At 41.1% G+C, this 15,056-nt stretch carries 13 protein-coding genes; 5 read left to right on the top strand and 8 right to left on the bottom strand.

All coding sequences use genetic code 11. The features are described from left to right. Position 1 precedes the first annotated feature (1 nt). Both ACWQ4X_RS05980 and ACWQ4X_RS05975 read right to left on the bottom strand, forming a co-directional pair. Entirely contained in the window at positions 2–1,021 is a 1,020-nt protein-coding gene (locus ACWQ4X_RS05980; protein ID WP_142768396.1) for an alpha-ketoacid dehydrogenase subunit beta, read from the bottom strand. Positions 1,022–1,036: 15 nt separating this feature from the next. Then, positions 1,037–1,999 (bottom strand): thiamine pyrophosphate-dependent dehydrogenase E1 component subunit alpha, encoded by a 963-nt coding sequence (locus tag ACWQ4X_RS05975; RefSeq protein ID WP_374531241.1) that lies wholly within the window; start codon positions 1,997–1,999, stop codon positions 1,037–1,039. A 343-nt stretch (positions 2,000–2,342) separates the two neighbouring features. Here ACWQ4X_RS05975 and lipA point away from each other — a divergent pair, with 343 nt between their 5' ends. Together lipA and ACWQ4X_RS05965 are read left to right on the top strand one after the other, a co-directional pair. After that, the gene (lipA, locus tag ACWQ4X_RS05970; RefSeq protein ID WP_457903059.1) at positions 2,343–3,335 is read left to right on the top strand and encodes a lipoyl synthase; all 993 of its coding nucleotides are present in this window, start codon (positions 2,343–2,345) and stop codon (positions 3,333–3,335) included. 213 nt (positions 3,336–3,548) lie between these two features. Further along, positions 3,549–4,637: a transcriptional regulator gene (locus ACWQ4X_RS05965; protein WP_457903058.1), complete on the top strand. Its 1,089-nt coding sequence runs from the start codon at positions 3,549–3,551 to the stop codon at positions 4,635–4,637. A 260-nt stretch (positions 4,638–4,897) separates the two neighbouring features. On the opposite strand, the gene ACWQ4X_RS05960 is transcribed toward ACWQ4X_RS05965, so the two are convergent. From ACWQ4X_RS05960 to ACWQ4X_RS05940, 5 genes are all read right to left on the bottom strand, one after another. Beyond that, a complete protein-coding gene (locus tag ACWQ4X_RS05960; RefSeq protein WP_457903057.1) occupies positions 4,898–5,389 on the bottom strand; it encodes a flavin reductase in 492 nt (163 codons plus the stop codon). Between the two features lie 160 nt (positions 5,390–5,549). Then, the gene (locus tag ACWQ4X_RS05955; RefSeq protein WP_161934288.1) at positions 5,550–6,596 is read right to left on the bottom strand and encodes a methionine synthase; all 1,047 of its coding nucleotides are present in this window, start codon (positions 6,594–6,596) and stop codon (positions 5,550–5,552) included. A 37-nt stretch (positions 6,597–6,633) separates the two neighbouring features. Beyond that, positions 6,634–7,626, bottom strand: a complete 993-nt coding sequence (locus ACWQ4X_RS05950; protein WP_457903056.1) for a DUF1852 domain-containing protein — start codon at positions 7,624–7,626, stop codon at positions 6,634–6,636. Positions 7,627–8,198: 572 nt separating this feature from the next. Continuing rightward, positions 8,199–9,269: an ArsO family NAD(P)H-dependent flavin-containing monooxygenase gene (locus ACWQ4X_RS05945; RefSeq protein ID WP_457903055.1), complete on the bottom strand. Its 1,071-nt coding sequence runs from the start codon at positions 9,267–9,269 to the stop codon at positions 8,199–8,201. 149 nt (positions 9,270–9,418) lie between these two features. Further along, positions 9,419–10,240 carry a hypothetical protein gene (locus ACWQ4X_RS05940; RefSeq protein ID WP_457903054.1) on the bottom strand — a complete coding sequence of 274 codons (822 nt, stop codon included), beginning with the start codon at positions 10,238–10,240 and terminating at the stop codon, positions 9,419–9,421. A 291-nt stretch (positions 10,241–10,531) separates the two neighbouring features. On the opposite strand from ACWQ4X_RS05940, the gene ACWQ4X_RS05935 reads away from it, so the two are divergent. From ACWQ4X_RS05935 to ACWQ4X_RS05925, 3 genes are all read left to right on the top strand, one after another. Further along, the gene (locus ACWQ4X_RS05935; RefSeq protein ID WP_457903053.1) at positions 10,532–11,989 is read left to right on the top strand and encodes a cytochrome ubiquinol oxidase subunit I; all 1,458 of its coding nucleotides are present in this window, start codon (positions 10,532–10,534) and stop codon (positions 11,987–11,989) included. After that, positions 11,982–12,986, top strand: a complete 1,005-nt coding sequence (gene cydB / locus ACWQ4X_RS05930) for a cytochrome d ubiquinol oxidase subunit II (RefSeq protein ID WP_457903052.1) — start codon at positions 11,982–11,984, stop codon at positions 12,984–12,986. Before ACWQ4X_RS05935 ends, cydB begins: the two co-directional genes overlap by 8 nt. 209 nt (positions 12,987–13,195) lie before the next feature. After that, on the top strand, positions 13,196–14,599 hold the full coding sequence (locus tag ACWQ4X_RS05925) for an aminotransferase-like domain-containing protein (protein WP_457903051.1): 1,404 nt from the start codon (positions 13,196–13,198) through the stop codon (positions 14,597–14,599). A gap of 146 nt (positions 14,600–14,745) precedes the next feature. On the opposite strand, the gene ACWQ4X_RS05920 is transcribed toward ACWQ4X_RS05925, so the two are convergent. Then, positions 14,746–14,859, bottom strand: coding sequence for a hypothetical protein (locus tag ACWQ4X_RS05920; protein WP_228127892.1), 114 nt, complete (start codon positions 14,857–14,859; stop codon positions 14,746–14,748). Between the last annotated feature and the right edge of the window lie 197 nt (positions 14,860–15,056).

Raw genomic sequence — 15,056 nt, 5'->3', positions numbered from 1 at the left:
CCTAAGCCTCCAACGTCTTACGTACAGCCTGTTCAATACGTTCTACACTTGGCAACCATTCCTTCTCTAGCACGGGTGAAAATGGCACTGGAGAATGCGGCGGTGTAACCAATTCAATCGGTGCTTTCAGATAATGGAAGCCTTTTTGGGCAATCAGTGCAGCCACATCATGGCCAAAGCCGCAGCGTGCTGCAGACTCATCCACAATGACGACACGACCTGTGGAAGCAACCGACTCTAAAATACCTTCTTCATCCAGTGGTGAAATGGTCCGCGGATCCACCACTTCGACCGAAATACCTTCTTTGGCCAGCTTATCTGCAACTTCATTGGCACGATGTACCATCAGACTAAGCGCAATAATCGTAATATCTGTGCCTTCACGAGTGTAATTTGCGACACCAAAAGGAATGGTATAAGCCTCATCGGGTACTTCACCTTTAATGTCGTACAACAACTTGTGCTCACAAAAGACAACGGGATCATCATCTCGAATCGCTTGAATTAGTAGCCCTTTCACATCATAGGCGCTGGATGGCACCACAACTTTTAAGCCTGGTACTGAAGCAAAAACGTTGTAGGGTGATTGTGAATGTTGTGCAGCAGCTGAAAAACCTGCACCAATCATGCCGCGTACCACCATCGGAGCTTTGGCCTTACCCCCAAACATGTAGCGAAATTTAGCCGCTTGGTTATAGAGCATGTCGTAACACACACCATAAAAATCCATAAACATTAAATCTGCGACGGGTCTTAAACCTGTTGCCGCAGCACCTGCTGCCATACCAATAATCGCGGATTCGGTAATCGGGGTATCAATGACACGCTCTGAACCAAATTCAGTCCATAAACCTTTGGTTACACCGAGCACCCCTCCAAAACCTTCAAGTTTGTTGTCATCGGTATTTTTACCACCATGTCCACCACGAACATCTTCACCCACAACGATCACACTCGGATCACGGTGCATTTCTAATTCAATCGCTTCTTTAATCGCGTTTCTATAACTTTTATTTGGCATTGTTCTTCTATTCCTTTAGTAAGAGACATAAACGTCTGTGAGCAGTTGTGAAACTTCTGGATATTTAGCTGCACGTGCTTTGGCAACGGCATCATCCACATTTGCTTTGGACTGAGCATCAATCGCATCTAATTTGGCTGGATCAATGTGGTCCTTCACTTTCTCACGGAAGATTTTGAGTGGATCTTTATGCTCTTTGACATAATCGAGTTCTTCTTTGGAACGGATTAACCCTGGATCCCCCTCAAAGTGTCCATAAAATCGGTTGGTCACAGTCTCAATGACACTAGGCCCCTCACCACGACGGGCTCTTTGAATCGCTCTTTGTGCAACGTCATAAACAGCAAAAAAGTCTGTGCCATCTACTTTTTCAGCGGGTAACCCAAAACCTGCTGCCCGACCTGCAATATCTTTACTGCCTACGGCATAATCATGTGCAGTACCTTCACCAAAACCATTGTTTTCAAAAACAAAAATAACAGGAAGATTAAGCACTACCGCCATATTGATCGCTTCAAAAGTCAAACCCTGATTCGAGCCACCATCTCCCGTAAAGGAAAGGCCAATACCGCCTGTTTTTAAAGTTTTCGCGGTTAATGCAGCACCAATTGCTAAAGGAGGACCACCGCCGACAATCCCGTTTGCTCCGAGCATGCCTTTATCTAAATCTGCAATGTGCATTGAGCCGCCCTTACCACGACACAAGCCATCATCTTTGCCAAAAATCTCTAACATCATGGCGTGAATGTCACAGCCTTTGGCAATACAATGCCCATGACCACGGTGGGTCGAAGTAATAAAGTCCTTATCGCTTAAGTTTTCGCAAATACCTACTGCGACCGCTTCTTCACCGCTATAAAGATGAATGAAACCTGGGATATCACCTGTATTATTCTCATCGTGAAGCCGATCTTCAAATTCACGAATATCGCGCATTCTTTTATATGCTGCCAGCAATTGTTCTTCCGTTAATTGCATATCCTTAATCCTTATCAATAACGCTAAAATTAAATCCAAAGCAATAAAACTATTAGCATTTGAATTTTTAAACCGTATATTTATATAAGAATATTTTTAATTATTTTCCTATTAGACTAAAAAAAATATTATATTAAAAACAACACTTACCTTTATAAATCATTAATTTATAATTTTTAAAAAAATAAAAATATTTTAAAGCATTTAAAAAATCATATAAACAAACCTTTAACCAACCTTTATTTAATATGATTATATTTTTGGACTATTTTATAAAATATTATTTTCAAATCAGGATTGAACTGAAAATAAAGTGTAAATTAAAAAACAAGGAATTTTTAAAATGGATTTAAATAATTCAATAGCAAAGGGAAAAAAAATGCGTGGTGCTGAAAAAATGGCACGCATTCCCATTAAAGTACTTCCAACCGAAACGACGCCAAAGAAACCAGAATGGATTCGTAGCAAAATTAGTCAACCTGAAGAAGTACAAGTCATCAAAGATTTACTACGTCAGCAAAAATTGCATACAGTTTGTGAAGAAGCAGCTTGCCCTAATTTACCGCAATGCTTCGGCAGTGGGACAGCCACCTTCATGATTATGGGCGATATTTGTACACGACGCTGCCCCTTCTGTGATGTCGCGCATGGTCGACCGAATGTATTAAATGTAAATGAACCACAACATTTGGCCGAAACTGTGAAAAACTTAGCCCTCAAGTATGTTGTGATTACGTCCGTTGACCGTGATGACTTAACAGATGGAGGTGCACAACATTTTGCGGATTGCATCCGAGAAATACGTAAATCTAGCCCTGATACATTGATTGAAATTTTGGTTCCCGATTTTCGAGGCCGTATGGATGTTGCGCTTAAAATATTGAGTAAGACGCCACCAGATGTCTTTAATCACAATATTGAAACAGTGCCTCGTCTCTACAAAGCAATGCGACCAGGCTCTGATTACCAGCATTCATTGGCTTTACTCAAGAAATTTAAACACTACTGCCCTGATATCCCCACAAAATGCGGTCTTATGGTCGGCTTAGGAGAAGTTGAGGCAGAGGTGATTGTTCTATTAAATGATCTAAGAGACCATGAAGTTGATTACGTCACAATTGGTCAGTATTTACAGCCATCTAGAGCACATGCGCCGATTCATCGGTTTGTTTCTTTGGAAGAATTCGAGCACTACCAACTACATGGTCAATTCTTGCAGTTCAAGAATATCTGGAGTGCACCAATGGTTCGATCCAGTTATTTTGCAGAAAAACAATATTATGGAGAGAAGTCGCCTAAACCCTTTAATAAAATTGATTTATTAGATTCAATTTAATGTTTCGCAGAATCTACAGACTAAATGATTACTAAAATTTGATAGAAAAAAGGAGTGTTTCCTATTAAATTTTTCTTGCAGAGGTAGATAACATCCGCCGACAAAATATAGCTCCATAGGCAGAATGAATAATGCTATTAACGAGCAACGTGACAGAATGACAATGCGATTGCACACGAATAGATCTGTTGCTCAACCATGAAGGAATATGGAATGAATAATATGGAAAGAATAAATCCAGACTTACAAACAACGCATTTAGTCAATCAAGTCGATGTAACTGCAGCTCCACTTCTTCGTCTAGCAAATGAAGAGCCGTTTTCTCTATTCAAACGGTCCATACATCATAGTTATGATGAATTATTAAGAATTGCACATGATTCGGATATGGCAATTGGACTCACTGACCATCAAGGAACTTTGCTATGGACTTGGAGTAGTCGGACCATGTTATCGTCTGCGGAACAAGTCCATTTTGTTGAAGGTGGGCATTGGTCGACCCAAGCTGTGGGCAAGAATGCTATAGGCATGGCACTCAATAGCCACCGTTCTAGCTGTGTTCACTCTCATGAAAATCAGATGAATAGCGTACGGGACTGGGTCTGTTATGCAGCTCCAATCATTGATCCAACGTCTAACCAATTTCATGGTGTCATCAACCTTTCGACGAAATATAAAAAACATACGCCTTTAGGCATTTTAGCGGTTGAGCGCTGTGCCGATCTGGTCCGCCAATCGCTTTTAATCGAACAAAAAAATATATTGTATATTAGTGCATTAGGTACACCAAAAGTAGTATTCAACCGAACACCCTTGGTGTTAACGCACCGCCAAATAGAGATCTTATGTATTTTGGCATTACGCCCGAATGGGATTAGTTTAGATGAACTGCATTACGCCTTGTATGGCGACCGCGATGTGAGTGTAAAAACCCTGAAAGCAGAGTTATCTCAACTTCGTAATTTACTGCCCAACTGCATCGATTCACGAATATACAAATTAACGTGTGAAGTTGAATGTGATTTCTTAAAAGCTGAACATTCATTAAATGCTGGATTTTTAGCGAGCACTTTTTCTTTGTATAAAGGCAGTTTTTTAGTTAAAACGGAGAGTCCTTTTCTCTGCGCTTGGAGAGAAAGTTTTGATGCTCGCTTAAGCCACTTGATTTATCAATTGCAAGACATTGATCAGCTATTAAAAATTATTGGTTACTTGCCAGAGCGAAGTGATGCTGTCCTGCGTTTGTTTGAGTTACTGCCCCAAGACAGTATCTATCATGAACGTTTTTCAAAATTTATTTAAAAAGTTTGGGACGGAAATCAGTTGGATGTGCTGTTAGAAACAGCTTATTTTTCACAACTTGAGATTGGGTTTCTAAAGTTTCATCTAAGAATCTGGTTAGTAACCCAAACAAGGTGCCTTAACTTATTGAAAGACTAACCTGTTATTAGGCAAAACTTTTATCGAAGTGATGCCTTAAATCTGAGCGATTCGTTAGAACTTTGAACTTTGGTACACCAAATCCCTGTGCACACTTTAAGAGCAATAAATCAAACTCTACTTTAAACAACTTCCGTTTGGCCTACCTGATGATAAGCACGATTAAAATAAACCAAGCTCTGATCTTGCTCACTTTGTTGAATCGCAACAATGCGACAGATAAAAATGGTATGCGTACCTACTTCTTGAACTTGATCAATTTCACAATCAAAATTCACCAAAGCATCTTTTAATACAGGTGCTCCTGTTTCCAGCTCTGTCCAAACACCATGTTGAAAGCGTTCTTCAGAGCTCAGTTTGGATGCAAACACATTAGAAATATGCTCATGCTGTGCACCTAAAACATTCACCGTTAAAATCTTATTTTCAACAAAATGTGTATGTGAGCGAGAAGCTTTATTCATGCAGACCAACAAAGTCGGTGGTGTATCCGTAACACTACACACCGCAGATGCAGTGAAACCATGACGATCAGACATGCCTGCCGTAGTCACAACACTCACTGCGCTGGTTAACGAAGACATTGCATTTCTAAAGTCTGTTGCTTCAATCATCTTTTTGTTCCTAAATTGAACCGTACATTGTGTTTAGATTTGGCTATACCATGCGATTCGCATCATATAACCACGGACTTAAAATGTGTACTGAATAAAACAGGTACTGTTGAACTTGAAAGTGAGCTACCCAATTCATCTCATGGGTAGCTCTTTAACCTTAGGCGATAGATGCGTATGATGTCGCAAGTTCTTTACGAATAATTTCAGCACCTGCACTTAAGGCATTCAGTTTGCCACGCGCTACTTCGCGTGCCAAAGGTGCCATACCGCAGTTAGTTGAAGGATAAAGCTTATCTGCATCAACAAACTGAAGTGCTTTACGCAATGTATTTGCCACTTCTTCAGGTGTTTCAATGCTGTTGGTTGCAACGTCAATCGCACCAACCATGACTTTTTTACCACGAATCAATTCAATCAAATCCATCGGCACACGTGAGTTTTGGCATTCGAGTGAAATAATATCAAGCTTAGATTTTTGCAGTTTAGGGAATGATTCTTCGTATTGACGCCATTCATTGCCTAAAGTTTGTTTCCAATCAGTATTGGCTTTAATACCATAACCGTAGCAAATGTGTACCGCAGTTTCACATTTCAAACCTTCAAGTGCACGTTCTAAAGTTGCAATACCCCAGTCATTCACTTCATCAAAGAATACATTAAATGCGGGTTCATCAAACTGGATAATGTCAACGCCTGCGGCTTCTAACTCTAAAGCTTCTTGGTTAAGGATTTTGGCAAATTCCCAAGCCAGTTTTTCACGGCTTTTGTAGTGACCATCGTACAGGGTATCGATCATAGTCATTGGACCAGGTAGTGCCCATTTAATTGGCTGTGTGGTCTGGCTACGTAAAAACTTGGCATCATCAACAAATACAGGTTGCTTACGAGATACTTCACCCACAACAGATGGCACACTGGCATCGTAACGATTACGAATTCGCATTGTTTCACGTTTTTCGAAATCGACACCCTCAAGATGTTCAATAAACGTGGTCACAAAGTGCTGACGCGTTTGCTCACCATCAGAAACAATATCAATACCTGCTTGCAACTGTTCATGTAACGATAAGCTTAAAGCATCGCGCTTGGCTTGAAGCAGTTCTTCACCTTCAAGTTTCCAAGCGGACCACAGTTTTTCAGGTTCTGCAAGCCAAGAGGGTTTCGGTAAGCTGCCAGCTGTTGATGTTGGTAATAAAATTGCCATTTTAAATCTTCTATCTCTAAATTCTGTTTCGGGTTAATTAAGCAGCGTTACGCTCTACGTTGTAGTTCTTAGCCCATTGCTCAAGAATGTCTTGATACGGCTTAATAAAGTTCTCTTCCGTCCATTTACCTTGTTTGACTGCAAGCTGACCACGCTCAACACGGTCATAGACAATACGCGTCAATGAGTAATCTGGGTACTCTAGACTTGCCTGATAAACTTGCGCTGCTGATGAATTTGCATTGTAAATTTCAGGGCGATAAATCTTTTGGAAGGTTTCCATGGTGCTAATCGCGCTGATCAGTTCAAAATCTGTGTAATCACGCAGTAAATCACCCGCAAAATAGAATGCTAAAGGTGCAACACTGCCTTTAGGCATAAAGAAGCGAACCTGTAAGCCCATTTTGTGGAAATACTCATCGGTACGTGAGTACTGATCTTGCTTATATTCAACACCCAAAATAGGATGCTCATTGGTGGTACGGTAATATTTACGTGCGGTTGAAACACTCAAACAAATTACAGGTTTTTGATTAAACTCAGCTTTAAACGTCTCAGAGTTCACAAGGTACTGATAAAGCTTGCCGTGTAAATCTCCAAAACCTTCAGGTGCATAAGAGGGTGAGTTCTCTTTATTATGTTCTTTCAATACCACGCTGAAATCATAGTCACGCACATAAGATGAGAAGCTATTGCCAATCATACCTTCAATACGCTGATTGGTATGATGATCGGTAATGGTGCTTTTCAGCATTTCGATAATCGGGAAAGTTTGACCATTGCCTTCAATATCTAAATCCGCAGAAATAATATCAATGTCCAATGAGTAACGATCACCGTTTGGATTGTCTGCTTGCGCTAAAGCATTGAAACGATTATTGATCATTCGAAGCGTGTTACGTAGATTCTGCTCACGGCTTTCACCACGCGCTAAGTTAGCAAAGTTAGTTGTTAAACGTGTGCTATCTGCTGGTTGATAGTTTTCATCAAAACGAATGCGTTTGATTGAACATGCAAACTCTTTACTCATGGTGATTGTCATCCTAATTTTTGAGATTAAATCTAAATTGCTTGAATGGTGTAATTTATACCGCAACCACTACATGAATAAAAATGATTTTGTCTCAGTCAAAAGTGAGTAAAATTCATGTTTAATATTACAATCCTTCCCGATTGGATAGGGTTTGCATGAAAGAACCTATTATATTAATAATTACTTAATTTATATAAAACAACAATTTATATTATTAAATCATTAATTATTGAATATAAAATCAACTAAAAAAAGCGACTAAAAATTACTGCTTTAGATGTAAATTTCATCTCATTCAAACCAAGGAGATGAATGAAATGATTTATTTTTATTACACGATTTAAGCAATTTTCACATCATGCTTAAGAATTTGTCACTTATTGATAGTTCATAACTTTTAGAAACCATGCTTTGATTAAATGCAAAATGGTGTGTCTAATTCGGGTGCAGACCCATGAATTTAGAGTGCGATACGAAATGAAACTCATGATCTAAGTAATCGCATTTGGGCGAACCGACTTTATTTCCCAGCATTCGTTAGCTCATCCATGGTCATGATAAATGCAGAATTATACTGGCTCAGCTAAATAAGCGGCTATTTCATCTGCCGTTTGTCTCGCTGTTCGAGACACGCCAATTAAAGTCGCAGATGCCATCCCCGTCCATTCACCATAACCGACTAACCACAAGTTAGGTACTTTCATCGAGCGACCATTTTCCACAACGACAGTCTGATTGGGTTCTACAATATCAAGACTTTTCAGATGGTTGAGTGCGGGCTTGAACCCTGTACACCAGATCACGGCGTCAACGGCTTGCTTCGAAGTATCGGACCAAATCACGCCATTTTGCTCAAAAGACAAAAAGGGTTCCCTGCTATGTAATACACCTCGTGCTCTTGCATCTTTAACCGTGTCAATCATGACAATATCTCCCAGACCTCCAACAGGCTGATCAATGCTGCGACCTTCTTGTTGTGCTTTTAAACGCTCGGTTGCGCGAAGGAACAGCACCCGACCATCGACATCGTCTGCAAGAAACTGCGGAGGTGTCATAGTTACCCAAGTGGTTTCCGCGACTTTAGAAACCTCGGCAAGAATTTGCGCACCTGAATTTCCACCACCGATCACTAAAACACGTTTATTTTTAAAGGGTTCCGCATTCACATAATCAGCAGAATGCAATTGTAACCCTTCAAAACTTTCAACACCCTGATACTTAGGAATATAGGGCTGTCCCCAAGTCCCCGTTGCACTCACGACCGCCTTTGCTCTCCAATAGCGATCGCCCGCATAAACATTCAAGTTACCCTGCTGCTGTTCAAGATGATCGACTTGTACTGGGCGCACGACAGGAAATTGATAGCGCTGCTCATATGCGGTCAAATAGGCAATCACTTCATCACGGGTTGGGTAAGTGTCTGCTGTTGTGGGCATCATCCAGCCCGACAATGAACTCCATGTATTCGGGGAAAATAAACGAAGCGACTGCCAAGCATGTAACCATGCCCCGCCTGCACGTTGCTGATTATCTAAAATAATGAATGAAATCTTTTTGCGTTTTAAGAAGTAAGCTGTTGATAGTGCTGCTTGTCCACCGCCAATAATGACGACATCAACCTCAGCCTGTAGTTGCGCCAAAACCTTTCTCCTTAAAACATGTCAATTATCATTCAATGCACGGTCTTTTTCTTCGACTTTGCTCTTGGAATTATAAGCGATTTAATGACAACACATCTCCATTGATTCCCTGCAAAAAGCATCACCTATGTGAAATAGAAAAATAGAAATCAGGCAAATAAAGTCACCTGCTGTCCTGCAACCCCATTCTGAATACAGGTTTGCATATACTCAGCATAGACCGATAACTTTTCATAAATATGCTCGGCATAAAACATATCTTCGACCAGTTGCTTGGCTTGCGTTGGACTATAACGACCACTGACAGATAGCAACTGTGCATTAAGTCTGGAGAACTTTTCACACAATTCGATATAGTCTTGATCTTTGTTTTTAAATAATAACTGACGCATGTTTAATTCAGCACAGTTCATGATTTTGTCCGATGGATCAGTGGAAATAAGATGAATCTTGATCTTAAAAAACTGTTCAACAGCCGCAATCTTTTCGGCATCTAGCTTTAAGTCAGTAATTGCATAAATCTGAGTCACATCTGCTCGGCACAAAGCAGTCAGTAAAGCGTAATAGAAAAATTCAACCTCATCCAAGTCGGTATTATGCAAATCGAGATAGATATTCAGGGCTTGTAGCACATCATCCATTTTGATGTGCAGCTTTTTCTCTGCCTGATAATAGCGGTTTAATACATTGAGTACAGGTGCAGTCGCTTGGCTATGATAGATGGTGATTTGATTTAAATTCCCCTGAATAAAAGGCGCAAACAAGTAAGCCAAACTCGACTGCTCAGGCTGAATGGCCGACTGCACGATATAATCAACTTTCGCCTTGGAAAGTTCACGGAGCACTTTCGCACGCAGCAGCGTTGCTTCTAGATTCACAAATTTCTGCGCCAATTTCTTTTGCAGTTTTTCTGAAAATACACCTAGCTCGATCAGCTCAGGAATTCTATTCAGATTCTCTGTAACAAACATTTCCGTATCATCCAGATTCATTCTTGTTTGTTATTTTGATTCTTTTAGCAATGAACTGTAGCTACAGAATCGTACTGTCTGAATATAACAGAGTTATTTTATACCTTCTCTCTGTTATATTTTTTATGACGTGTTCTTGTACCTACATCTTGAATGGTACGTCCTGCAAAATCTGGATAATTATTCAAAGTAGGTAGTTTTGATGAAACGATCTATAATTTTACTTAACACTGAAATCAACAGTGTTGGTTTAGTCAATCTCAGAACTCTATCTCTGCAAAGGGGGTTCCTATGAGCCTCGGTTTAACCGCACTCGAACTCGCTCGCATTCAATTTGCCTTTACCGTTTCTTTTCACATTATCTTCCCTGCGACGTCCATTGGCTTAGCCTGTTTTCTGGCGCTGCTGGAATGGAAATGGCTGCGTACGCAAAACCCGATTTATAAAGATCTGTTTAAATACTGGATCAAAATTTTTGCAGTCGCCTTTGCCATGGGTGTGGTCTCAGGCATTGTCATGGCCTATCAGTTCGGAACCAACTGGAGTGAATTTTCCCGTATTGCCGGTTCGGTCACGGGTCCATTACTGACCTATGAAGTGTTGAGTGCCTTTTTCTTAGAGGCTGGCTTTCTCGGCATTATGCTCTTTGGCTGGGGACGTGTCGGTCCGAAAGCCCATTTTTTTGCTACTCTAATGGTCGCGATTGGGACCTGTATTTCCATGTTCTGGATTTTATCGTCCAACAGCTGGATGCAAACTCCGCAAGGCTTTGCCATCGAGAACGGCATTATCGTGCCCTCTGACTGGTGGGCAATTGTGTTTAACCCCTCCTTCCCTTATCGCTTCGCGCATATGGCAACCGCAGCATTTCTCGTTTCTTCCTTATTGGTGGTTGGGACAGCCGCATGGCACTTATTCAAAGGGCGTCGTGATGTGCTGGTGAAAAAATCCTTCTCGATGGGACTGTGGATGGTGCTCGTAACGTCTTGCCTGCAAGTGGTCATTGGTGATCAGCATGGTTTAAATACCCTAGAGCATCAGCCAACTAAATTGGCTGCGATTGAAGGTCATTGGGACACCAATCATGACCATGGCATGCCGTTACTGCTATTTGCTTTACCGGATATGGAAAATGAACGCAATAACCTAGAGGTGGGCATCCCGAATTTAGGCAGCTTAATTCTAACTCACTCCATGGATGGCAAAGTCACAGGCTTAAAAGACTTCGCTCCTGAAGATCGTCCCCCTGTACCCGTAGTGTTTTGGAGTTTCCGCGTCATGGTGGGACTCGGCATGCTGATGGTATTGATGTCACTGACTGCTTTATGGCTACGTAAACAAAACCGCTTATATGAAAGCCGCTGGTTTCATCGCTTTGCAACCTTTATGGGGCCTACAGGTTATATCGCCTTACTCGCAGGCTGGGTCACGACTGAAGTCGGCAGACAGCCTTGGGTAGTCTATGGCGTGATTCGTACCCAACATGGTCTGTCGCATACCGTCACCGCTGAACAAGTCGGTCTGAGTCTGATCATTTTTGTACTGGTCTATACCGTGGTTTTCGGTACAGGCATCTACTACATGCTGAAATTAATCAAATCAGGTCCCGTGCATATTGACAGTGTCGATTCGCAACTTGCAGGTCCAGGACATTTTAAAACCCCTATGCGTCCCTTAAGCGCTGTCGATGAAGCAATTGATGGCTCAGCAAGCCAAACACCTTCGAATCAGGAGAAACATCATGATTGATCTTGCATTAATCTGGGTCGGGATTATTGGCTTGGGCGTCTTAATTTACGTGGTGATGGATGGCTTTGATCTAGGGATTGGCATCTTGTTTCCATTTATTTCAGGACAACCCGAACGAGATGTGATGATGAATACTGTTGCCCCAGTCTGGGATGGCAATGAAACGTGGATGGTGTTGGGTGGCGCAGGTTTATATGCTGCCTTCCCACTGGTCTATTCCACCGTGCTATCCGCCTTATATTTACCGATCATTTTTATGCTTATGGCTTTGATTTTCCGTGGTGTAGCATTTGAATTCCGTTTTAAAGCTCATCGCAGTAAACCCTTGTGGGATCAAGCCTTTATTTGGGGTTCATTCTTCTCCAGCTTTTTTCAAGGGGTCATTCTGGGTGCATATATTCAAGGGATTGAAACCCAAAATGGCATTTACAGTGGTGGTCCACTCGACTGGCTGACCCCTTTCGCTTTGTTTGTGGGCTTAGGAGTGGTCATCATGTATAGCGCATTAGGTTGCGCATGGCTCATCATGAAAACTGAGGCCGATTTACAAACCAAAATGTACGCGCTGATGCCGAAGCTCATTATGATTTTATTGATTGTATTTGGCGCAGTCAGTATCTACACCCCCATCAGCCATCCTGAAATTGCACAGCGCTGGTTTAGCCTGCCAAATCTAATCTATTTCAGCCCTGTACCTGTTTTGGTGCTGGTCTGCTCTGGATTTATTTTGAAAGCATGTACGCAGCGCAAAGATAAGCAACCCTTTGTCTTAACGCTGGGACTGGTATTTGTGGCCTTTACAGGATTTGTAATTAGTTTATGGCCCTACATCATTCCGCCTTCGGTTTCCATCTGGCAAGCAGCAGCACCTGAATCCAGCATGAAGTTTGCATTGGTCGGTGCTGTGATTCTGATTCCGATTATCCTGACTTACACCTTTATGTCCTACTGGGTATTCCGTGACAAAGTGCGTATTGGTGATGAAGGCTATCATTAAGCAAGGTGAAGCTGATGAAAAAAATGCAAAATCGTTTAAGCCCCATAGCATGGTTCATATTATTATGGTGTTTTGGCTTTTTGTCCCTAGGCTTAATTGCAGGATTTTTTAGACTGCTGCTGAGCCTAGCCTATTAAAAACGTACTGAATAAAACTTTGGATAGCGGTGCAATCACGGCTATCCCTTTCTCATATGAGCATGACACTTTATGTATAAATCAGAACAACTTGCCTTAAGCCTCAAACATCTGATTGAAACAGGGACATGGCAAGCACATGAGAAACTGCCCTCTTTAAGGCAGCAAGTCGAAATTTCGGGCTTTAGCTTAATTACCGTGATGAATGCCTATCAGGAACTGGAAGCACAAGGGCTGATCTATTCCAAAGAAAAACTAGGCTACTTTATTGCTGAAAATCCTGTGCAAGCGGCTCTCGCTAAAAAAGTGGTTGTGAATGACAAAATTGAAATTAACTCACTGGTGTTTCGTTATTTAAAATCGATTCAATCGGAAAAAATTGTGCCTTTGGGCAGTGCGTTCCCGAATAGCCAACTACTTTATTCTCCTAAACTGATGCAGACTTTGGCGCAACAGGCAAAATACCGCATTGGTTATGAGCAAATGCCAAGCCTACCACCGGGTAACTACGAGCTGCGCAAGCTGATTGCACAGCGTTACTGCATGCAAGGCATTCCCACCGATCCTTCGGATATTGTGATTACTTCAGGTGGACTGGATGCGTTAAATCTATCCTTAAGAGCCATGACCCAAGCAGGTGACTATATTCTGCTACAAGAAACCGTGTTTTACGGTGCATGGCAAGCAGCGGAAAATCTGGGTTTAAAAGTCATTACCATTCCAGAACATCCTGAACATGGCTTAGATCTGGACGCCTTTCAAAAAGCCATTAGCACTTATCCCATTAAAGTTTGTTTGCTGATGCTAAACAGCCAGAACCCTATTGGCTTTACCGTCAGTGATGAAATCAAATTTGAACTGGCGAAGCTGCTGCATCAACATGAAATTTATCTGATTGAAGATGATGTCTATGAAGAGCTTTATTATGATCAGAAAAAACCACTATCTATGAAATATTATGACCAGCAAAATCTGGTGTTGCACTGCTCTTCCTTTTCCAAAACCTTGGGCGCAGGCTTTCGTATTGGTTGGGTCTATGCGGGGAAGTTTTCGGAGCATGTCCAGCATTTACAATTGATGAGCACCATTTCGGTTAACTCCTTCATTCAAAATGCACTGGTGGATTATCTCTCGCATCGTCATTATGAGAAACATTTAAAAGGATTACGTACAACCTTAAAACGACTTAAAAATCAATATTATCAGTATCTCAGCAAGCACTTACCTGAAAATTGTACCGCGCATTATTATCCTTCAGGTTATTTTCTGTGGCTAACACTACCTGAAAATGTAGACAGCAGCCGCATTTATGAAAAAATGATTCAGAACGATGTGGGTATAGCCCCAAGTCTTCTGTTTTATCGCAAAAATAAAAAGCAGAACCACATCCGTATCAACTGTTCCTTTGAAATGAATGCAACCATCATTCAAGCGCTCAATCTCTTAATTGAACAGATTACAGAGATGCAGTCCTGAACTGCATCCTTGAATCAAGTGCAATTTAGGGAGTCGCTAAAGTTCAGTTAGGCGGACTCTTTTAAGGCAAAGTAATTTCCAAAAGCAACTTCCAATTGCAACGAACTTTATTGGGTTAGATCCTAAGGATTCTTAAGCCTTGTGGTTTACTGTAAAACGTATTCCCAAATTACAAAGCCAATAAAAAAACCTAGAAATGAATATATGGTGATGATAAAAAATACAAACCATGCCTTATTTTTTTTAAATAAAAAATCCATCGATTCTTGCTCATAACTCATATTTATTATTATTTTAAGCGTCAGATTAAGGAAGTGTAGGTACAGTTTCGGAAGAAAAAATATAACAGATACTGCCAAACAATATATTTGCTGATTCAACATTTATAGACTCGCCTAGCACACCTGCATATATCTATTCTAAAAAATCACACTGTCATACGTTATTTGAGCAAATA

The organism is Acinetobacter sp. NigerLNRRAM0016 (genome assembly GCF_054112845.1).
This window is presented reverse-complemented; position numbering and strand designations above follow the sequence as displayed.

Excerpts from the sequence above, each read along its gene's own strand:
- ACWQ4X_RS05940 (WP_457903054.1), bottom strand. The coding sequence starts at position 10,240 with ATGTTTGTTACAGAGAATCTGAATAGAATTCCTGAGCTGATCGAGCTA.
- ACWQ4X_RS05975 (WP_374531241.1), bottom strand. The coding sequence starts at position 1,999 with ATGCAATTAACGGAAGAACAATTGCTGGCAGCATATAAAAGAATGCGC.
- ACWQ4X_RS05960 (WP_457903057.1), bottom strand. The coding sequence starts at position 5,389 with ATGATTGAAGCAACAGACTTTAGAAATGCAATGTCTTCGTTAACCAGC.
- ACWQ4X_RS05920 (WP_228127892.1), bottom strand. The coding sequence starts at position 14,859 with ATGGATTTTTTATTTAAAAAAAATAAGGCATGGTTTGTATTTTTTATC.
- ACWQ4X_RS05935 (WP_457903053.1), top strand. The coding sequence starts at position 10,532 with ATGAGCCTCGGTTTAACCGCACTCGAACTCGCTCGCATTCAATTTGCC.
- ACWQ4X_RS05950 (WP_457903056.1), bottom strand. The coding sequence starts at position 7,626 with ATGAGTAAAGAGTTTGCATGTTCAATCAAACGCATTCGTTTTGATGAA.
- cydB (WP_457903052.1), top strand. The coding sequence starts at position 11,982 with ATGATTGATCTTGCATTAATCTGGGTCGGGATTATTGGCTTGGGCGTC.
- ACWQ4X_RS05965 (WP_457903058.1), top strand. The coding sequence starts at position 3,549 with ATGAATAATATGGAAAGAATAAATCCAGACTTACAAACAACGCATTTA.
- ACWQ4X_RS05980 (WP_142768396.1), bottom strand. The coding sequence starts at position 1,021 with ATGCCAAATAAAAGTTATAGAAACGCGATTAAAGAAGCGATTGAATTA.
- ACWQ4X_RS05925 (WP_457903051.1), top strand. The coding sequence starts at position 13,196 with ATGTATAAATCAGAACAACTTGCCTTAAGCCTCAAACATCTGATTGAA.
- ACWQ4X_RS05955 (WP_161934288.1), bottom strand. The coding sequence starts at position 6,596 with ATGGCAATTTTATTACCAACATCAACAGCTGGCAGCTTACCGAAACCC.
- lipA (WP_457903059.1), top strand. The coding sequence starts at position 2,343 with ATGGATTTAAATAATTCAATAGCAAAGGGAAAAAAAATGCGTGGTGCT.